The organism is Bradyrhizobium sp. CCBAU 051011, assembly GCF_009930815.1.
Taxonomy (GTDB): domain Bacteria; phylum Pseudomonadota; class Alphaproteobacteria; order Rhizobiales; family Xanthobacteraceae; genus Bradyrhizobium.
Genome location: NZ_CP022222.1, coordinates 1,680,952 through 1,699,898 on the forward strand (window position 1 = coordinate 1,680,952; position 18,947 = coordinate 1,699,898).

Annotated in this window: 22 protein-coding genes and 1 riboswitch; of the genes, 11 read left to right on the top strand and 11 right to left on the bottom strand. The window is 60.9% G+C overall.

Annotation, left to right across the window (positions count from 1 at the left end; all coding sequences use genetic code 11):
* Positions 1 to 76 precede the first annotated feature (76 nt).
* On the bottom strand, positions 77 to 1,183 hold the full coding sequence (locus tag ACH79_RS08055; protein ID WP_161850538.1) for a 2'-deoxycytidine 5'-triphosphate deaminase: 1,107 nt from the start codon (positions 1,181 to 1,183) through the stop codon (positions 77 to 79).
* A gap of 122 nt (positions 1,184 to 1,305) precedes the next feature.
* A riboswitch (SAM riboswitch) is annotated at positions 1,306 to 1,385 on the top strand.
* 70 nt (positions 1,386 to 1,455) lie between these two features.
* Between ACH79_RS08055 and ACH79_RS08060 the strand changes: the two genes are divergently transcribed.
* Positions 1,456 to 2,649, top strand: coding sequence for an O-succinylhomoserine sulfhydrylase (locus ACH79_RS08060; protein ID WP_161850539.1), 1,194 nt, complete (start codon positions 1,456 to 1,458; stop codon positions 2,647 to 2,649).
* Positions 2,650 to 2,709: 60 nt separating this feature from the next.
* Here ACH79_RS08060 and ACH79_RS08065 read toward each other — a convergent pair whose 3' ends face one another.
* The 3 genes from ACH79_RS08065 to ACH79_RS08075 are packed head-to-tail and all read right to left on the bottom strand — an operon-like array spanning position 2,710 to position 5,772.
* Entirely contained in the window at positions 2,710 to 3,738 is a 1,029-nt protein-coding gene (locus ACH79_RS08065) for an SGNH/GDSL hydrolase family protein (protein WP_161850540.1), read from the bottom strand.
* A gap of 13 nt (positions 3,739 to 3,751) precedes the next feature.
* On the bottom strand, positions 3,752 to 4,513 hold the full coding sequence (locus ACH79_RS08070) for an SGNH/GDSL hydrolase family protein (RefSeq protein WP_161850541.1): 762 nt from the start codon (positions 4,511 to 4,513) through the stop codon (positions 3,752 to 3,754).
* Positions 4,510 to 5,772 (bottom strand): OpgC domain-containing protein, encoded by a 1,263-nt coding sequence (locus ACH79_RS08075; RefSeq protein ID WP_161850542.1) that lies wholly within the window; start codon positions 5,770 to 5,772, stop codon positions 4,510 to 4,512. The genes ACH79_RS08070 and ACH79_RS08075 overlap by 4 nt, the downstream gene beginning before the upstream one ends.
* 242 nt (positions 5,773 to 6,014) lie before the next feature.
* Between ACH79_RS08075 and apaG the strand changes: the two genes are divergently transcribed.
* Entirely contained in the window at positions 6,015 to 6,407 is a 393-nt protein-coding gene (gene apaG / locus ACH79_RS08080; RefSeq protein WP_161850543.1) for a Co2+/Mg2+ efflux protein ApaG, read from the top strand.
* A 477-nt stretch (positions 6,408 to 6,884) separates the two neighbouring features.
* On the opposite strand, the gene ACH79_RS08085 is transcribed toward apaG, so the two are convergent.
* Complete coding sequence (locus ACH79_RS08085; RefSeq protein WP_161850544.1) at positions 6,885 to 7,199, bottom strand: hypothetical protein; 315 nt, start codon at positions 7,197 to 7,199, stop codon at positions 6,885 to 6,887.
* Between the two features lie 78 nt (positions 7,200 to 7,277).
* On the opposite strand from ACH79_RS08085, the gene ACH79_RS08090 reads away from it, so the two are divergent.
* Positions 7,278 to 7,595, top strand: coding sequence for a hypothetical protein (locus ACH79_RS08090; protein WP_161850545.1), 318 nt, complete (start codon positions 7,278 to 7,280; stop codon positions 7,593 to 7,595).
* Positions 7,596 to 7,968: 373 nt separating this feature from the next.
* On the opposite strand, the gene ACH79_RS08095 is transcribed toward ACH79_RS08090, so the two are convergent.
* A complete protein-coding gene (locus tag ACH79_RS08095; protein WP_161850546.1) occupies positions 7,969 to 8,229 on the bottom strand; it encodes a DUF1488 domain-containing protein in 261 nt (86 codons plus the stop codon).
* A 491-nt stretch (positions 8,230 to 8,720) separates the two neighbouring features.
* Between ACH79_RS08095 and ACH79_RS08100 the strand changes: the two genes are divergently transcribed.
* The 4 genes from ACH79_RS08100 (at position 8,721) to ACH79_RS08115 (ending at position 11,154) form a co-directional block, all read left to right on the top strand.
* Positions 8,721 to 8,954: a hypothetical protein gene (locus ACH79_RS08100; protein ID WP_161850547.1), complete on the top strand. Its 234-nt coding sequence runs from the start codon at positions 8,721 to 8,723 to the stop codon at positions 8,952 to 8,954.
* Positions 8,955 to 9,032: 78 nt separating this feature from the next.
* Positions 9,033 to 9,419 (top strand): response regulator, encoded by a 387-nt coding sequence (locus ACH79_RS08105; RefSeq protein ID WP_371419375.1) that lies wholly within the window; start codon positions 9,033 to 9,035, stop codon positions 9,417 to 9,419.
* A gap of 87 nt (positions 9,420 to 9,506) precedes the next feature.
* Positions 9,507 to 10,295, top strand: coding sequence for a sensor histidine kinase (locus ACH79_RS08110; RefSeq protein WP_202639200.1), 789 nt, complete (start codon positions 9,507 to 9,509; stop codon positions 10,293 to 10,295).
* Between the two features lie 259 nt (positions 10,296 to 10,554).
* Positions 10,555 to 11,154: a hypothetical protein gene (locus tag ACH79_RS08115; protein WP_246738650.1), complete on the top strand. Its 600-nt coding sequence runs from the start codon at positions 10,555 to 10,557 to the stop codon at positions 11,152 to 11,154.
* Between the two features lie 257 nt (positions 11,155 to 11,411).
* Here the strand turns inward: ACH79_RS08115 and ACH79_RS08120 are convergent, their stop codons facing one another.
* Positions 11,412 to 11,612 carry a hypothetical protein gene (locus tag ACH79_RS08120; protein WP_161850548.1) on the bottom strand — a complete coding sequence of 67 codons (201 nt, stop codon included), beginning with the start codon at positions 11,610 to 11,612 and terminating at the stop codon, positions 11,412 to 11,414.
* Positions 11,613 to 12,308: 696 nt separating this feature from the next.
* On the opposite strand from ACH79_RS08120, the gene ACH79_RS08125 reads away from it, so the two are divergent.
* Positions 12,309 to 12,989: a Crp/Fnr family transcriptional regulator gene (locus ACH79_RS08125; protein WP_161850549.1), complete on the top strand. Its 681-nt coding sequence runs from the start codon at positions 12,309 to 12,311 to the stop codon at positions 12,987 to 12,989.
* Between the two features lie 76 nt (positions 12,990 to 13,065).
* On the opposite strand, the gene ACH79_RS08130 is transcribed toward ACH79_RS08125, so the two are convergent.
* A complete protein-coding gene (locus ACH79_RS08130; protein WP_161850550.1) occupies positions 13,066 to 13,359 on the bottom strand; it encodes a GlsB/YeaQ/YmgE family stress response membrane protein in 294 nt (97 codons plus the stop codon).
* Between the two features lie 278 nt (positions 13,360 to 13,637).
* On the opposite strand from ACH79_RS08130, the gene ACH79_RS43755 reads away from it, so the two are divergent.
* The 3 genes from ACH79_RS43755 to ACH79_RS08145 all read left to right on the top strand — a co-directional run bounded on the left by ACH79_RS43755 (position 13,638) and on the right by ACH79_RS08145 (position 15,384).
* Positions 13,638 to 13,778 (top strand): hypothetical protein, encoded by a 141-nt coding sequence (locus ACH79_RS43755; protein ID WP_246738468.1) that lies wholly within the window; start codon positions 13,638 to 13,640, stop codon positions 13,776 to 13,778.
* An 870-nt stretch (positions 13,779 to 14,648) separates the two neighbouring features.
* A complete protein-coding gene (locus ACH79_RS08140; RefSeq protein WP_161856270.1) occupies positions 14,649 to 15,020 on the top strand; it encodes a signal transduction histidine kinase in 372 nt (123 codons plus the stop codon).
* A 136-nt stretch (positions 15,021 to 15,156) separates the two neighbouring features.
* Positions 15,157 to 15,384 carry a hypothetical protein gene (locus ACH79_RS08145; protein ID WP_161850552.1) on the top strand — a complete coding sequence of 76 codons (228 nt, stop codon included), beginning with the start codon at positions 15,157 to 15,159 and terminating at the stop codon, positions 15,382 to 15,384.
* Positions 15,385 to 15,431: 47 nt separating this feature from the next.
* Here ACH79_RS08145 and ACH79_RS08150 read toward each other — a convergent pair whose 3' ends face one another.
* The 3 genes from ACH79_RS08150 to ACH79_RS08160 all read right to left on the bottom strand — a co-directional run bounded on the left by ACH79_RS08150 (position 15,432) and on the right by ACH79_RS08160 (position 18,777).
* The gene (locus ACH79_RS08150) at positions 15,432 to 16,427 is read right to left on the bottom strand and encodes an Hsp33 family molecular chaperone (RefSeq protein ID WP_161850553.1); all 996 of its coding nucleotides are present in this window, start codon (positions 16,425 to 16,427) and stop codon (positions 15,432 to 15,434) included.
* A 215-nt stretch (positions 16,428 to 16,642) separates the two neighbouring features.
* Positions 16,643 to 17,569 (bottom strand): ornithine carbamoyltransferase, encoded by a 927-nt coding sequence (gene argF, locus ACH79_RS08155; RefSeq protein WP_161850554.1) that lies wholly within the window; start codon positions 17,567 to 17,569, stop codon positions 16,643 to 16,645.
* Positions 17,569 to 18,777, bottom strand: a complete 1,209-nt coding sequence (locus tag ACH79_RS08160) for an aspartate aminotransferase family protein (RefSeq protein WP_161850555.1) — start codon at positions 18,775 to 18,777, stop codon at positions 17,569 to 17,571. The genes argF and ACH79_RS08160 overlap by 1 nt, the downstream gene beginning before the upstream one ends.
* Positions 18,778 to 18,947 lie beyond the last annotated feature (170 nt).

Genomic DNA, 18,947 nt, shown 5'->3' on the forward strand with positions numbered 1-18,947 from the left:
GCCAAGGCGGAAGCAATCCATCGTACGGCATAACGGATAGATGGATTGTTTCCTCGCAATGACGGCGAACGGTGAGCTACACCCTGAAATGCTTGCTCAGCTTCAGCCCCTGCGCCTGATAGTTCGAGCCGATGCGCTGGCCGTACATGGCGTCGGGGCGCGACAGCATCTTCTCATAGACCAGGCGGCCGACGATCTGGCCGTGCTCGAGGATGAACGGCACCTCGCGCGAGCGCACTTCGAGCACGGCGCGCGCGCCCTGCCCGCCGGCGCCGGCATAGCCGAAGCCGGGATCGAAGAATCCCGCATAGTGCACGCGGAATTCGCCGACCAGCGGATCGAACGGCACCATTTCGGCGGCGTAATCCGGCGGCACCTGCACGGCCTCCTTGGAGGCCAGGATGTAGAACTCGCCGGGATCGAGGATGAGGCTGCCGTCGGATCGCGCCGGGATCGGCTCCCAGAATTCGTCGACGCCATAGCCGCCGCGACGGTCGACATCGACGACACCGGTGTGGCGCTTGGCGCGGTAGCCGACGAAGCCGCCGGAATTCTTGCCGGACAGATCAACCGAGAGTGCGACGCCATTGGCCAGATCGGCGTCGTCGATGTCGACCAGCCGTTCGGCGTCATGCAGCGCATCGAGTTCGTCGGCATTAAGGATGGCGTCACCGGTGCGGAAGCGCACCTGGCTGAGCCGCGAGCCTTCGCGCAGCAGCACCGGAAACGTCTTCGGGCTGATCTCGGCATAGAGCGGGCCGTGATAGCCGGCGCCGATCATGTCGAAGCGGCGGGTGCCGTCGGCAATCACGCGCGTGAACACGTCGAGCCGCCCCGTCGAGCTCTTCGGATTGGCGGCGGCCACGATCTCGGGCGGCAAGGCGAGACTTTCCAGCAGCGGGACGATGTAGACGCAATTGGTCTCCAATACCGCGCCGTCGGAGAGATTTATTTCATGCAACTTCAATTCGTCGATGCGCTCGGCAACGGTCGCGCCGGGACCGGGCAGGAAGCTCGCCCGCACCCGGTAGGCGATGTCGCCAAGGCGCAGGTCGAGGCTCGCCGGCTGGATCTGGCTTTCGACAAAGGGATAGGCCGGCAGGATCAGGCCCGCATCCGCCATCGCCGCGATCATGCGGTCGGGCAGAATCCCGTTGGCGTCGGGCGGTAGCGTGAACGACACGGCGCGGTCCTCTGAGGTGGCCCTTTCGGATGCCCAAATGTCATCCAAACCTCGCAAATATGGGCTTTTAGGGGTTATCTGATGGCCGCCTTGACTGAAAGGGCGCAAGCGAATATCAGCATGACTTATCCCGTGGTGATTTGAGCCGGCCGGCTTGCAGCCACGTTAAATAAATCGCTAAACAGGCCGGGGACACGTGTGATCCCGGCCTGTGGAAATTTTTCCAGGCCGGTTTTTTGTGACCATTTTCCAGTGGTCACGGCGGAGGTCACATGTCTGAAGTTGGTTCTACCAAGCGCTATCGTCCCGAAACCCGCCTCGTCCATGGCGGCACCCTGCGCTCGCAATTCGGCGAGACGTCGGAAGCGCTGTTTCTCACCCAGGGTTACGTCTACGAGAGCGCCGAGCAATGCGAGGCGCGCTTCAAGGGCGAGGATCCCGGTTTTATCTATTCGCGCTATTCCAATCCCACGATCTCGATGTTCGAGCGCCGCATGATCGAGCTCGAGGGCGCGGAAGCCGCCCGCTCCACCGCCACCGGCATGGCCGCGGTGACGACCGCGATCCTGGCGCCGCTCAGGGCCGGCGATCACGTGGTCGCCTCGAAGGCCCTGTTCGGCTCGTGCCTTTACGTTGTGCAGGACCTCCTGCCGCGCTACGGCATCGAAACGACGCTGGTCGACGGTCTCGATCTCGACCAATGGCAGCGCGCATTGCGGCCCAACACCAAGACCTTCTTCCTGGAGAGTCCGACCAATCCGACGCTCGATGTGCTCGATATTCCCTCGATTGCCGAGATCGCGCACAAGGGAGGCGCCCGGCTGGTCGTCGACAACGTCTTCGCCACCCCGATCTGGCAGAGCCCGCTGTCGCTCGGCGCCGACGTCGTGGTCTACTCCGCGACCAAGCACATCGACGGCCAGGGCCGCTGCCTCGGCGGCATCATTCTCTCGTCCGAAGCCTTCATCGCCGAGCACCTGCACAACTTCATGCGCCAGACCGGGCCGTCGCTGTCGCCGTTCAACGCCTGGGTCCTGCTCAAGGGCCTGGAGACGCTTGGCGTGCGGGTGCGCGCGCAGACCGACAACGCGGCGAAGCTCGCCGAGACGCTGGCAAGCCATCCGAAGATCTCGCGATTGATCTATCCCGGCCGCGCCGATCATCCGCAGGCGGAGCTGGTGAAGAAGCAGATGCGCGGCGGTTCGACGCTGGTCGGCTTCGAGGTGAAGGGCGGCAAGGCGGCCGCCTTCCGCGTCCTCAATGCCTTGAGGCTTGCGAAGATCTCCAACAATCTCGGCGACGCCAAGAGCCTCGTCACCCATCCCGCGACGACGACGCATCAGCGCCTCACGCCCGAGGCGCGCGCCGAGCTCGGCATCAGCGAGGGCTTCATTCGCTTCTCGGCAGGCCTCGAGCATGCGGACGATCTGATCGAGGATGTTGCGCAGGCGCTGGAGAAGGCGTAGCGGGCGGATGGCGAATAGCATCTTCACCATTCGCTATTCGCTACTTCCTATTCGCCAACATCACATCGGCCGATAGGCCCGCACATCCGCCGGCACGGCGACGCCGAGCTTGATCTGGCCGACCGACTTGATGATGTCGTCGCCGAGCAGTTGGGCGAAGCAGGCGTAGCCCCAGTCGCTCATGTGCAGGCCGTCGGCGATCACGAAATTCTCGATCGGGATCGCCTGCTTTTCGTGCCAGTCCTTCATCACCGCAAAGCGCGGGAAGACGCCGACCTTGCGCAGCTCGGCGACCTTGTTGAGCAGTGACATCATCTTGCCGGCGCTTTCGGCGTGCTCGTTGACGCGCGGCGAATATTGCGGATCGATCAGCACGACGTCGGCGCCCGCGGCCTGAATGCGCCCGATGCCTTCCTCGACGAGCTTTGCGGTCTCGGCGGGATCGAGATTACGCAGCACCGCGTTGGTGCCGACCTGCCAGATCACCAGATCCGGATGCATATCGAGAACGGAGGTCTCCAGCCGCTTCATCATTTCCGGCGCGTCCTCGCCACCCTTGCCGGCATTGACGACGGCGATGTTCGCGGTCGGATATTGCCGGCGCAATTGCGCGGCGAGCCGGTTGGGATAGTTGAATTCCGGCGAGGTCGCGCCGTAGCCCGCAGTCGACGACGATCCGAACGCCACGATCACCACCGGCTGGCCGGCGACGAGCTTGCTCGCGACGCGCGGCAGCGACCCCATCGATTTGGAGCCGCCCTTGGGCGGCAGGCACGGAACGCGGTTAAATATGTCGCTGGCCGATTTCGCGACCTCCTTCACCTTGTCGATCGCCATGCCGGTAACGCCCCTCTGCGCCGCAGGATTGGCGGCCGCCGACGGCGCGGCCTTTGGCGCGGTGGTTTCGGCCGGCTTCCTCTCAGCCTTGTTTTCAGTTTGGGCGCTATCGGACAGCGCCGCTTGCTGGGCGGTCTGTTGCGGGGCCGTCTGGGCATGCATCGGCAAGACCGAGGCAGGCGTCAGCAGCGCCAGGCCCGCGGCGGAGACAGTCAGCAATATCGACAAACGAAAAGGGCAGTGACGACTCATCAACGCTAGTTCCCTAGTTCTGCTGCGCCTGGTCGAGGCGGGCCGCATCGAGCACAAACTTCGACAATGCGCGGCCAAGGCAGGCATGAACCCGTTTGGCCATGTCGGTCCCGTGAAAAGTACTGAACAGGTCGAAATCTCCGGCGTCGTTCCAGTGACGCATGATGGCAAAGCGGTCGAACAGGGGAACCCCGTGCTGCTGCGCCACCACGCGCATATTATCTAGGTACGGCGGCGCGGAAATCATGGTTTCCGTCCGCGGGCTGTATTGCAGATTGACCAAAATCACATCAGTTCCCGCATTTTGCAGCGCAACAACGCCGTCATCGACAGCACCGCGAAAGTCGTCGGGATCGACGGATCGCATAGCATCGACGGTTCCGGTCTGCCAGATGACCAAAGTAGGCCTTTTTGCTTCCACCAGCTTAACAAGCGTGGTGTCCACCTCCTCGGCGGTCTTCCCGCTCTGTAGTTCTACGGAGAGGTTGACCGGGATCGAGGGTAGCTTCTCCTTCAGGGCGGCCTGCAGCTTGGCCGGATAGGCACTGGCCTCGGAGGACAGGATGGTGGACGACCGGCTCCCGACCACCAGGACGGTCAGCGGCCGGGCGTTCTTGACGGCCTCGGCGACCTTCGGAAGCGTACTCTCGGTGGAGAGAAGATAGCCGGGAACTTCACAGCTCTGCGGGGCAGCATCCTGGGCACGCGCGGAAGCCGTGGCTGCCAGACCCGCCAGCAGCGTCAGGGCCAGCACAGCTCCGGAGCGGGGCCTCATACGCTTCCCCCCGCCATATCGGCATTGATGACCGGCTTTTTCGTTTTCGACGCTCCCTTGTCGGCCGAATGCTTGTACCACGAAATCACCCACGCCACGCCCCACATGATGAGGATGCCGGCAAGGCTGATCAGGGCGTGCATGAGGGCACCCCCGCCAACTTCGGCCAGCACGAAATGCCCTGCAAAGGCCAGGAAGACGCCAAGGCAGAATATCTCAAGCGAATGCTGGCCGCAGAGGATCAATGGTCGCAGCCAGCGCGATTTGAGGCCCGACCAACTCCGGGGCAGGAAACGCACGGTGAGCGCCGCCAGCGCCAGGAAATGGGCGAACCGCAGCACGTCCAGGTCGGTCTTGGTGATCGGATACATCCACTGTTCGATCCGCTTCGGCATCAGGAAGCTGAGCTGCGGAATGTGCCAGGTCAGCGTGACGAAGAACGCAAACAGCAGATAGGTGATGCAGATCCACATCGTCACCGGCGACGACAGGATCCGCGACATCCGCGCGGCGCCGCCGAGCGCGCACCAGGCGCCGAACACGAACATCAACTGCCAGCAGAACGGATTGAATATCCAGAAGCCGCTTGGATAGGCCGTCAGGTACCAGTCGAACTGCCAGGTCAGCGCGTACAAGAGCACCGACATCCCCAACGCGACGTCGGCCCGCCACTTCATCAGCCACAGGATAATCGGCAGGAACAGCATCAGCACGATGTAGAGCGGCAGCACGTCCATGTTGACGGGACGGAATCGCAGCAGCAGCGCCTGGATGATGGTCACATCCGGCTGCTTGAGGAAATCCATGATGCCCATTTCCTCGCTGTAGAGCGGGTTCTCGAAACGGGTGGCGACGTAGGATATTTCGGCGAGGAAGATCGTGAACAGGAAGACATGGGCGACGTAGATCTGCCAGACGCGCCGCATGATGCGCGCGGTCGCCACCACGAAACCGGCCTCGAGCATCGCGCGGCCGTAGACGAAGGCGGCGGTGTAGCCGGAGATGAAAATGAAGATTTCGGTGGCGTCGGAAAATCCGTAATTGCGGATCGTGAACCAGGTCAGGATATTGGCCGGCAGATGGTCGATGAAGATCAGCCACAGCGCCATGCCGCGAAACAGATCCAGCCGCAATTCGCGCTCGCCGGCCACCGGCAGCGCAATCGCCGGCGCGGCGGCCTTTACCTCGCTAGCCTTTACCTCGCTAGCCTTGGCATCGCTGAGCGGCGTTCCGGCAACAGGATCGGCAATGGACGACATCGGGCACCGTTTGGGCAGTTGAGCTTCTACGCGTGCACTGTCCCGGAAAGATAATATCGGCCAGCAACTTGCACACAAGATACGCAAGCAGGAGATACGGAGCCGGGCAGCGCGCGGTTGCGCTCTAGAATGGAACTATGTTGAAACCGCGATGAGGCAAGCGGCAACCCGGCGGCGCGGAGATTGGTTCCCCCGGCATTCCCGGCTATGATGCGAGACAGGATTTCCGAAAGCTTGTCCGCATGTATCGCGCCGTCACCCGCCAGATCGAAGTTACTGTCGAACCGAACTTCCTTCCCGAACGCTCGTCGGTCGATAAGGGCCAGTATTTCTGGTCCTACACCATCGTCATCACCAACACCGGCGCCGAGACCGTCCAGCTTCGTACCCGGCACTGGATCATCACCGACGCCACCGGCCGCAAGCAGGAAGTCCGCGGCGAAGGCGTGGTCGGCGAGCAGCCTGTTTTGGCGCCGGGCGAACGCTTCGAATACACCTCCGGCGTGCCGCTGCCGACCGCCTCGGGCTTTATGACCGGGCGCTATCAGATGGTCAGCGAAAGCGGCGAGCGGTTCGAGATCGACGTGCCGACGTTCTCGCTTGATAGCCCGGATAACCGGCGGGTTTTGAATTAGAGGCACGGATTTCGTCGCCATCTCGTAGCCCGGCGCTCCATCCACGTCATTGCGAGCGAAGCAAAGCAATCCATCCTTCCGCGTATGAGGTGATAATGGATTGCTTCGCTGCACTCGCAATGACGTGGATATGGTTTCGCGATCTCGCGACAAGCTTGCCCGAGGTTTGCAATTCGTTTGCCCTCATCGAGGGCGCAGGGAAGACCGGGTGCTTGCTGCACCCGAGGTCTCGTGTGCAATTGCGCATAGCAAAAAGCGCACACGAGCATACAGGTACAGCGGAAACACTCCGGCCTTCCCTGCGCAATGGCTTTACGGCTTATAACGTGCTCTCCCCGGCGAACGGCTCTTTTGCCACCGTCGCTACGCGGAAAACTCCACGCAACTTCATGCCAGCACCGCGACATCAGGACCACACGACTTCGCCGTACGCGTACCGCGCGCAACGTCCAGCGCGCCATCTGCGTCCATCGCATCTCACCGCGCGTTCGTGACGATCGCGAAGCGCCCCTCATCTTGCGGTGAGACGAGCGGAGTTATGCGACTGATTTGGGCGAGAACGGAAGCGGAATATTTTGATTTCGGGGACTTGACACGATTTCTGAAAATCAGAAATGATTTGCCCGTCGTGCCAGTTTGCCCAAGCAGCCAGATGAAATTGCGCTTGCGCGCGGGGCAAATCAGTTCGCTGCCCGTCGGGTTGGTAAAGCAAGCCGCTGCCGGTGCGGCCCGGTCCTTCGGTGCAAAGCCTTTCAGCATCGACGAGATCTTATCTCGTGCGATCGGTGACATTTAGTCTCCGGCTGCAGGAACCATTGCCCTACCAACCAATTGGCTTCATGACACAGCTACTTTTGGAAAGAGAACAACATGAAAAATCTCGCGATCTATCTGGCGGCCGGAGCAAGTGCGCTTCTCGCGACAGCTGCTTCCGCTGCTCCGCTTGCCGCCGATCTATCAATCGTACCGGAAAGCAATATTCAAAACGTCCGCATGGTGTGCAACGAGGCGGGCCAATGCCGGCGCGAGCGAGGTCAGCGTCGCGTCATCATCCGTGAGCACAGCGACTCATACGGATATGCTCCGCGCCGCGAGCGCTATATCGAGCGTCGTGGCTACGGGGAAGGTGGCGGAGTCGGCATCCGCGCGCCCGGCGTCAGCGTCGGAATCGGCACCGATCGCTACTGAGAAAGCCGACAACAGTCTGAATATGAGCAAAGCCGCGGATTTATCCGCGGCTTTTTTCGGGTGCAAACTCGAATAGCTCGGAGCGGATGGTCAGCCGGCACCGAGCCGGTGCTCCGACATGCGACGCGCAGCTCGGGCCGGTTTTCACACGTGAGGGGCGTTTGCTCCCCGCAGCCGTTCCGCCAACCAAAAAGCCCCGATCGTAACGAACGCGAGAACGAAAAATGCTCCGCAGGCAAGGAAGGTCGGCACTGAACTGATATCCATGGCATCCTCCAGGAGGTTGAGCGCTTGCAGTTTTTTTGTTCGCGACTAATGGAGCGCCCGCCCGGTCGGCCACGTCGCCTCGACTGATCAGATCAATCGTTCACTTTCAAAAATCTGCGGCGACCAGATCGTAAGATCCCCGGCTTCCACGGACGTAAACCTTCGCAGCCGCGGCGCATATCACATCACGGTTGCAATCGAACGCTTTCAGGAAACCGGCCTCGTCGAGGTGAGCATCTGGTTGAATGCGCCTCAACGCGCCCTCTTCTATGAAGAATGTCGTTTCCAGCGCGCTATCGTGTCCCCAAAAACGCACGGCTCGCCGCGTTTGATCATATGAACGACTATGATTTGGAAACTCAATCATGGATGGGCACCGCCAGATTCTCCGCAAACGCGTCACGGACCCAGCCGGCTCTCGCGCGACCAGGGTCGAGAACACTCGATAGCCACGGGTTGATCTTACCGATGAACCGAACACCAAAGCGGCGCGCAATGGGTCAAGGTTGTTGACAAGAGTCGCCGTGGTTAAGCTTCGCACTGCCAGGCGATGCTGAAGTAATATGACGGCGCTGGCATTGAAGTGGCTACTCAATGCCGCATTACAAGCCTCGTCAGAGCCTACGCGCTAAACAAACTGCAATTCTTCTCGCTAATCCGTAGATAGTCACTATATGTAAGATATCACCGCGCGCCTCGGGCTGTTATCGGTGACTGAGAGCGTTGCGCTCCCGCCCTCAACCCAAAGGGCGATCATATGCCAAAACTCCCCGCATTCAATTTTCGTGAGTGGCTGGTACCCCCGGTATTGATGCCGATCTTTCTTGTGATGCTGGTCGCCGCTGCGATGGTCATTCAATGGTGATCGAGCGTAGTGCGGCTTCACTGCAGGGCGGCCTATCTCCGATCAAACAAACCCAATCGTCGCTAGAACACGATCTGGACGCCAGGGCGGTAATCGCCCTGGACGAGGCTCGCGAGATGCCAGCGGGGGATGAGCGCACCGAGGCGATCCACAAAGCGATCGTCCTTCGAAATGCAGCGGATCTTCACAAACTTCTCTCCGGCAAGCGCGGCGCGCCCGGCATATGACTGTGCGGCTTATCCCCGCAGGGTTGTCCCGGATCGAACGCCTGTCCCGATCGACAGCCGTTGCCCGCGAGCGCCTTCATGATGGTACTTGACCATTCATGCATTCCCGCTGTCGTTCTCATTGTCGAGGACGAGATGGTGCTCCGCATGCGCGTGGTCGACATGGTGGAAGACGCCGGATACACGCCACTCGAGGCGCTGAACGCCGCCGAAGCCGTCGCCATCCTGGAATCCCGATCCGACGTCGTGCTGATGTGCACCGATATCCAGATGCCAGGCCAAATGGATGGCGTCGGACTTGCGCATGCCGTGCATGATCGTTGGCCGACCATCAGGATCATCGTGGTATCGGGGCAATTGGACCTGCCGCACCTTGATCTTCCTCCCCGAAGCAGGTTTCTCGGCAAGCCGCTCAATGCCGGGGAAGTAATAGCCGAAATGCGCGACATGATCGGCTACGCCTGAGACGCCAGCAATTTGACGCCGAATACGGCCCAGATCGCGTGATTGCACACAAACCGAGTCACTGAAGATCAGCGCGGTACCCAGCTCATGATGATACGATCAACGATATCTGAAGGTGATCTCCGGACGGAACCGCGTCCCGCAGCCCAACATCAAGACGAACTGGCAGCAGAAAATGTCAGCCTGCGGCTTCTGCTCGCGCAGGCTGAGATCAATGCGCAGAATTTGCTTGCCACGGCCGGCATCGACGCCAGAGAGCGCGAGGCGGCCGACAAGCTGCAGAAGCTAATCCTCGAGGAGTTGCACCACCGCATCAAGAATACGCTCGCAACCGTCGGCGCCATCGTTTCGCAGAGCCTGCGCGACCTGCCCGAAGCCAGGCACGCGCAGCACGCCATTGAGGGCCGGCTGCTCGCGCTCGGGCGTGCGCACGACCTGCTTTTGCAGGCAAGATGGACCAGCGCGAACCTTGGCACGATCGTCCGCAGCGCTACCGAAGCCTTCGATAATCCCGACGAGCCGAAGTTCTCGAGTTCGGGGCCCGATATCCGGATGACGTCTGGTGCCCTCATCGCCGTCGCGATGACACTGAACGAGCTTTGCACCAACACCACGAAATTTGGCGCCTTGTCGGTCCCGCAAGGGCGAGTCGACATTAACTGGACGCTGGATGAACAGGCGCAGCGCCTCCACCTCACATGGACCGAGAAGAACGGTGCGGCAGTGCACCCGCCCAAACAGCGTAGCTTTGGGACACGGCTGATCGAGACGCTCGGCAGGCAGCTCCGCGGCGAGGTGCGACTGACCTATGCGCCGACCGGTTTCGTCTACGCACTCGACGTGCCGATGGCTTCTCTGACTTCAGCGGCCGCATAAGCTTGGATTCGGGTATTGCGGAAGCCAAATCGTATTTGGGAAGAACGGCCCCAGCACGGGTGCGCACTGAGGCCGTCATTCATCGGATGCCAGGGGCATAGCATCCGGTCGCCCCCAATCAATCGATCTCGGCGACAACAGTTCCAAACTGTATTCGTGTCAGGAACAGTTGCCAGCGATGAAGCCCGTCACGCGGCGCCACACCCACGGGCGCTAATGGGATCGTGTCCGTGACATATGATGTGGTGATTTGTCACCGGTGCTCGTTATTCGACCCTCCGATCCCCATATAAAGCCTATCCTCGTCAACCATCGAGCTTGGTCAGAATGCGCGGAGACTCCAACGAAAGGACCCGGCATGTTCAGATCTCAGCAGCATCGTGAAAAGGCAGCCGTATACGGCGAATTGATCAAGCGTTCGAGTGATCAGCGCGAAAACGACGAACTTCACAAACTAAGGGATCGCCACTCAGCGCTCGCGGATAACGAGCAGGGACTCGCCGATGACTACGACAGCGCCGTAAACGCAACCGGACAGAATCGCGTTCGCGGCCTGGCCCTTGCGGCCGAAGAGGAGCACATCTTGCGATGTCTCGGCGCAGCCATCATCATGCAATGGAACGCGCTGCCAAAGTCCATGCAACGGGAGATCTTTGACACCGCCGCATCGGTCGGCGAGGTATTGGAGACGGCGGCGCTTCGCGGGCAGATCGCCCGTTTTCTGCACAAGCATAAGGATTGTGCCGATCGCAAGAAGGCTTCGACGGAGGATGCGCATGGCGACGCGAAATCGCGCGCCGCGGCGCTGTCGCGATGGGACGATGAGGGAGGCGCAGTCCCCGACGGACTGCCGAGGTGACCCCATTTCGGCAACGGAAGGATAGCCATGTCACTTACAGAAAAGCAGAGAACGTGTGTCGGTCCGATGAGCACTCAGACGAGTCAGCACCTCACGATTTGTGCGGCGCTTCCTCTAATGCCCACAGCAGGAGAGCATTGCGACACTTCAACAATCCGAAAACAAACAAATAGAAATGACGCCGTGCGCGCTGCGAAAGCAGAGATAAGTCGGCGCCGATCACTCAAGAAACAGCGCGAGGAGCAAACGGCTCATCTCTATTTTCGAGAATCCAGTTCACGATAAAGGGTTCGCAAATATGATAGGCCTTCCACGGTCAGACGATGCTCGTCTCGTTCTCCTTCGATATACCTTTTCATAAGATGCTTGGACAGCTGCTCCCGCACACCTTGCAGCTCGGCGCGATCGGCGAGGGCCCCATAAATATTCAGCGCGCGGTCAACTGGCAGTATGTTCATCGGATTCCTCTAGGATATTTGGGCATTCAAGTAACGGGATGCTCAATCGTTCCCAAAATAGACGCTTAACGCCGCAACTTCTGTTGTCCTGATGTGACCTTAACGCGGCATGGATCGCCTTCCCGCCCAAGGCATCCTTCAATAGTGGTCAATATTGACCAGCCCCGCATTGGTGTTTGGGGTAAGACAGGCTCCGCCCGAATGGGCAATCGGCGACAGAGAGATCGATAATGCTCCCGCCCAAATACGAGGGAAGCATGATGTCATCTATCCAACCAAACCCATTATACAGCCGCGCGGAAATCGGAATTCTTCCGTGTTCCAAGTGCGGCAAGCCTATGCGGTTGGCTTGCATCGAGCCTGCTCGACCCGGTCATGAAGTCCGCACCTTCGAGTGCCCGGAATGCAAGACGACTGGGAGTTTTGCGGTCGCGATCTAGCCGCGACTAGTCCAGTTTTGCGACCTGTTGGGTCCGGATCTGGCTTCGCTTTTTGTTGACCGCTCCATTGGTTATCCGCACCGAATGCTCTTCGGCCGCTTGATCTCACATGCCATTTCCATGAAGCGCGAGATTGCTCAGGGCGGGGCTCCCTGTTCCATGCTGCTGCGAAAAGCCCCGGCGTGCGGCACTTTTACTTCAAACGCCGCCGGCGTGAATGGTAAGGTAGACATCCCACTGCGGGACGAAACGGGACATGCCAAACAATACCAACCAAGCAATATTTGATCCCAAGGAATTTCTCGCCAAGGTCGGCGAAGGGAAGACCATCCTTGAATTTCGCAAGGACGAGATCGTCTTTGCGCAGGGCGACGTGGCAGATACGGTCTTCTACATTCAAAAAGGCCGGGTCAAGGTTGTCGTCATATCCGAGCAGGGCAAGGAAGCCGTGGTCGGCATTTTGGAGCCGGGCCAGTTCTTTGGCGAAGGCTGCATGAACGGCCATTCGCTGCGTATCGCCACGGCGACGGCGCTGGAGGAGTGCCTGGTCACCGCGATAACGAAGACGGCCATGCTTGCGGCACTACACGATCAACCAAAGTTTTCCGAGTTGTTCATGACTTATCTGCTGACCCGCAATAGCCGGATTGAAGAGGATCTGATCGACCAGCTCTTCAACTCCAGTGAGAAACGGCTGGCGCGCCTGCTGCTCCTGCTGGCGAATTTCGGCAAGGAGGGCAGCCCTCAGCCGATCAGTCCGGGTATTAGCCAGGAAACATTGGCCGAAATGATTGGAACGACGCGATCCCGCGTCAGCTTCTTCATGAACAAATTCCGCAAGCTTGGCTTCATCAGCTACAACGGGAAAATCGAGGTCAACAGTTCATTGCTGAACGCGGTCTTGTACGACAAGCCCGAGATCAAGCGCGAGCCCTGAGCTGATATCTCGTCGCGTCATCGATCGCCACTTCTGTTGCGGAACCAGACCTCGCCCGGCGCGAGCGGCGTCGTATCTATCGACGCCACCAGCTCCTTTGCCACCCCCATCCGCCGCCTCGAACGAGGCGCACGATGAACAGGAGCAGTACGGCACCGATTGTGGCGTTGACGATTGCGCTGATCAATCCGGTCCCGACATGGATCCCGAGTTGTGGCAGCAACCAGCTTCCAATAAAGGCACCCAGGATTCCGACGACAAGGTCGCCGATGAGTCCGAAGCCGGTCCCTTGCACGATCTGGCCGGCGAGCCAGCCGGCAACGAGGCCAACAAACAATATGACCAACAGGCTTTCGCTCGACATGTGCATTTGGTGACCTCGCGGTTTGCCCGAGAGGAAGCATCACCAACTGGCTTGCTGCTGTCTGTATCGAATTGACCAGTCGGCTGCACGGCGCCTAAATTTTTTGGGAATGAGCAAAATTGAACAGTGGGGTCAGTCCGACTTGCGCCATGCTGGTTCAATCACCCTGTCAACGGCGTCCACCGGAAATCGCAAGGGAATGCACCATGCCAGAACTACATACGCGCCCCGAGCCTTGCCTGCTTCCGATCCGCCGGCCCGGATGTCCGAAATGCGAAAGCCGCATGATGCTGGCGGCGATTATGCCTGGCCTGGAAGGCTTTGAGCTGCGCACCTTTGAATGCAGGAAATGCGACCACAGCTTCACCGACGCGGTCGCCAAGGACCCGATGAGGTCTCAGCCCGCTGCATTGCCGGCGGGTTGAAGCCGCCGACCTAGACGCCGTCCACTGGGGGCGCGCCTTGCAGCGCCCACTCATCTCACGGCCGCGCTGACATGCGCTCCGGTTCATTAATTTTTCGAAAGTGAGCAGAATTGACCAGCGGCGGGAGAGCAGGAGGCCGATGGTGTTCCTCGTGACGTGGCAGAGAACCTTGCCGAAACGGCTGTGGCCGAGGAGTTATAATTCGAAACCATTTGGCTTCGTGCCTGCACGGTCATCCTAAACGGCACACCCGGCAAAGCCGATCCAGTTAGCTTTGGGGCGGGCCAACCGCTTGTGGCAGATGTCCAAGTCCTCGAATTAAATTCAGACTGTATGCACTAGTGCTCTTATATTCGATGGACAGGATACCCATCTTCATATCATCGCCGCCCCTTACGTGGTATCTATCGGCGACTGAGAGACAGTTGCGCTCCCGCCTTACGCGAAAGAGGGCGCAGAGCGATGCAGAACCGACGACACCGGTCCACACAGTACCGATACCGTTTCGCAAAGACGCAGCCTCTTGAAGAGCGGCTAATTGAACACGCAACGCGGCTGCGTGATGAAGCCAAATCGCTTCCGCCTGGTGTCGTGCGCGAGGCGATTCTAAGGCGGGCTGGGCAGGCGGAAGCTGGCGCGCACATGAGCCAGTGGCTACGCTCGCCTGATTCAAAGAGTAACGCGTAATCTGCAAAGCATTAAGAACCATGCCGGCCCACAAGACGGCTTCGAGTGAGGATGCGCATGGCGACGCCAAATCGCGCGCCGCGGCTCTGTCGCGATGGCACGACGAGGGAGGCGCAGACCCCGGCGGACTGCCGCGGTGAACCAACGCCTGCAACAGGAGGATTCCCGATGTCACGTAAAAATATGTCACTGACAAAATTCGCCATCGATGACGGCCCGCACAACATGGACGGGCTGCGGCTTCTCGCGCGGGACGGAGCTGAGCGGATCGAGGCTTTCATAGGCCGGAAGGTGATGGACGTCTGGGTCGAATCCATCGAGCACCGGGGAAGCCGGCAGAGTCTGTTCCGCGATCAGTACAACGCGTTGGGCAAGCGCAATCTTACGGCTATCGAGCGGATCGTGACCGCGAAATACCAGCGCGGCGCCGCTCACAACCGTCAGCATCCCTATGTCGAGGTGCTGTTCTCGGATATCACTGAAAGCGGCGAGGAACTGGATCTCGGCGGCCTTATACGCCTGCCCTTGCCGCCGGAATTTGTCAGGCTGGGTTAAGCCCAGTCGAACGTACGACACTCCGACGATGTCTGGAAGTATCCGCCGGATTTTCCGCGATGCCGCGCCTCAGCACGGCCGACGCCCTCTCGCCGTCCGGACCGACCAAACATCACAACCAGCAAAAGGACCGCAGATGAAAAAGCCCATTCTCTCGATTGAAGAACCCGAGCCGAAAAAGGCAGCGCGAGCCGACCGGCCTCCTACCGAAGGTTTCGTGACGGTTGTCGACGGCCATTTCAAGTCAGAATTCAATACAGCGGAGGCTGCCGAAGCAGCGGGCAGAAAACTGAAGACGGCTTATCCGATGCTCCAGATTGAAATCTACGATGCCGCCACCCAGGTCCGCACGTTGTTGAGTTAGCCTCCGGCCGCGTGCGGCAATCCGTTCACGCCTGCAGTCGAGCCACCCTATTCCACGCCCGCCTCATGCGGAGTGAACTGGTAGACCGAGGAGCAGAACTCGCAGGTCACCACCACCTTGTCGTCCTTGACCATCTCGGCGCGATCCTTGGGCGCGAAGCTTTTCAGCATCGCCGACACCGCCTCCCGCGAGCAGGAGCATTGCGCGCGCAGGGGCAGCGGCGTGAACACGCGCACGCCGCGCTCGTGAAACAAGCGATATAGCAGCCGCTCGCCCGACAGATCGGGATCGATCAGTTCGACGTCCTCGACGGTGCCGATCAGCGACTGGCCCTCGACCCAGGCATCGTCCTCGGCAACGGTGTGCGTCACCGTACCGTCAGGCGCATCACCCGGATGCAGATCGGCCTGCCGCGCCCGCTCGGGCGACTTCGGCAGGAATTGCAGCAGCATGCCGCCAGCGCGCCAGCGATGCTTGCCGCCGCCGCGCAATTCCTCGCCGACCGCGAGCCGCACGCGGGTCGGGATCTGTTCGGAGCGCAGGAAATATTCATGCGCCGCGTCTTCCAGGCTGCCGCCGTCGAGCGCGACGAGACCCTGATAGCGGCTCATGTCCGCGCCCTGGTCGATGGTCATGGCGAGATGGCCCTTGCCGAGCAGCGCGCCCGAACTCTGGCCGTCCTTCAGCCGCCGCGTGTCATAGCGCGCATAGGCGCGCAGCCGATCCGGCGACTGGAAATCCACGATCAGGAACGACACCGGGCCGTCGGTCTGCGTCTGCAGGATGAAGCGGCCTTCGAATTTCAACGCCGTGCCGAGCAGCGTCGCCAGCACGATCGCCTCGCCGAGCAGTTTGCCGACCGGCGCCGGATAATCGTGCTTGGTCAGGATGTCGTCGAGCGCCGGGCCGAGCCGGGTCAGCCGTCCGCGCAGATCGAGCGAGGCGACCTCGAACGGCAGCACCGCGTCATCGACGGGAACGGACGAGGGCGCGCGAACGGGCGCCTCGGGTGTGATTTTGATGTCGGGGGAATCTGAAACCATGGCGCTCTATCTGGGGTCGGCAAGAGAAAAGTGAAGGGGGTGAAGAGCGGCGAAACTTTCTCCACGCGTCGTCCCTGCGAAAGCAGGGACCCATAACCACAGGCGTTTATCGTCACGAACGATGTCTGCCATACCGCGCAAAGAACGCGAGATCACGCGGTATGGGTCCCTGCTCCCGTGCGCAATCGCGCACTAGGCAGGGACGACATCAAGGCCTACGCCACTTCGTTGAAACACCAGGCCAGAATGCCCTTTTGCGCGTGCAGGCGATTTTCGGCCTCGTCGAACACCACCGATTGCGGGCCGTCGATCACCTCATCGGTGACCTCCTCGCCGCGATGGGCGGGCAGGCAGTGCATGAAGATCGCGTCCTTGCTGGCCAGCGACATCAGCTTCTCATTGACCTGATAGGGCTTCAGCACGTTGTGGCGGTGCTCGCCCTCCTTGTCGCCCATCGAGACCCAGGTGTCGGTGACGACGCAATCGGCGCCGCGCACGGCGGCTTCCGGATCGGTACCAAGCACGATCGGCGCGCCGGTCGCCTTGATCCAGTCGCGCATCACCTTTTTCGGCGCAAGCTCCGGCGGGGTCGCGACATTGAGCTGGAACTTGAAACGCTCGGCCGCGTGCGCCCAGGACGCCAGCACGTTGTTGTCGTCGCCGGTCCAGGCCACGGTCTTGCCCTCGATCGGCCCGCGATGCTCTTCGAAGGTCATCAGGTCGGCCATCACCTGGCAGGGGTGCGAGCGCCGCGTCAGGCCGTTGATCACGGGCACGGTGGCGTGCGCGGCAAGCTCGAGCAGCGCATCGTGGTTGAGGATGCGGATCATGATCGCATCGACATAGCGCGACAGCACGCGCGCGGTGTCGGCGATGGTCTCGCCGCGGCCGAGCTGCATCTCCGCGCCCGTCAGCATGATCGACTCGCCGCCGAGCTGGCGCATGCCGACGTCGAACGAGACGCGCGTGCGGGTCGAGGGACGTTCGAAGATCATCGCCAGCGTCTTGCCTTCGAGCGGCTTCTTGCCCTTTTCATGAGCCTTGAGCTTCGCCTTCATGTCGGCGCCCAGCGCCAGCATGTTGCGCAGCTCCTTTGGCGGCAACTCGTTGATGTCGAGGAAATGGCGGACGGACTTGCTCATCATCCCGCCGCCTTCTTCAACTGCGTAGCCGACAGCGCGCCGCAGGCGCGTTCCAGCATCTGGATGGATTGATCGATCTCGGCCTCGGTCACGATCAAGGGCGCGAGGAATCGCACCACATTGTCGCCGGCGCCGACGGTGAGCAATTTCTGGTCACGCAACGCATTGACGAGATCGCCCGAGGGCACCACGGCCTTGACGCCGACCAGAAGTCCCTCGCCGCGCACTTCCGAGAGCACGGCAGGATAGCGATCGACCACCGAGGCGAGTTTCTGTTTCAACAGCAGCGACATTTTCTGCACATGATCGAAGAAGCCGGGCTTCAGCATCACGTCGAGCACGGCGTTGGCGGCTGAAATCGCCAGCGGATTGCCGCCGAAGGTCGAGCCGTGCGAGCCGGGCGTCATGCCGCTCGCGGCCTCCGCCGTCGCCAGCACCGCACCGATCGGAAAACCGCCGCCGAGCGCTTTCGCCAGCGACATCACATCCGGCGTGACGCCGACGCGCTTGTAGGCAAACAGATCGCCGGTGCGGCCCATGCCGGTCTGCACCTCGTCGAACGCGAGCAACAGGCCCTTCTCGTCGCAGAGCTGGCGCAGCGCCTTGAAGAAGGATTGCGGCGCCGAGCGCACGCCGCCTTCGCCCTGCACCGGCTCGATCAGGATGCCCGCGGTGTTGGGACCGATCGCCTTCTTCACGGCTTCCAAATCGCCATGCGGCACCTGGTCAAAACCGTCCATGGGCGGGCCAAAGCCTTCGAGATATTTGGCGGAGCCGGTGGCCGCGAGCGTGCCCAGCGTGCGGCCGTGGAAGGCGCCCTCGAAGGTGACGAGGCGATAGCGCTCGGGATGGCCCTTGGAGAATTGATAGCGGCGCACGACCTTGATCACGCCTTCCATCGCCTCGGCGCCCGAATTGCAGAAAAACACCAGGTCGGCAAAGCTCTGCTCGCACAGCCGCGCGGCCAGCTTCTCGCCATCGGGCGACTTGAACAGGTTCGACATGTGCCAGAGTTTCGTCGCCTGTTCCTGCAGCGCCTTGATCAGATGCGGATGGCAGTGACCCAGCGCATTCACCGCGACGCCCGAGGTGAAATCGAGATAGCGCTCGCCATTGGTTGCGGTCAGCCAGCAGCCCTCGCCGCTTTCGAAGCCGAGATCGACCCTGGCGAAGACGGGAAGCAGATGCGACGTGGCGCTATTGGTCATGGCAATCACAAAAGGTTTGCACTGAAGGTTGACCGGCCGGGGACACGCAGGCAGTGGCGCGAACGCGGCAGCAGCCGGTCTGGCGAAAACGAAACGTGCCGCCTCTTAAGGGCGGCACGTGAGAGGTATTCTATGTCGGCCGGGAGCGCTGTCAACACGCCACGGAACGG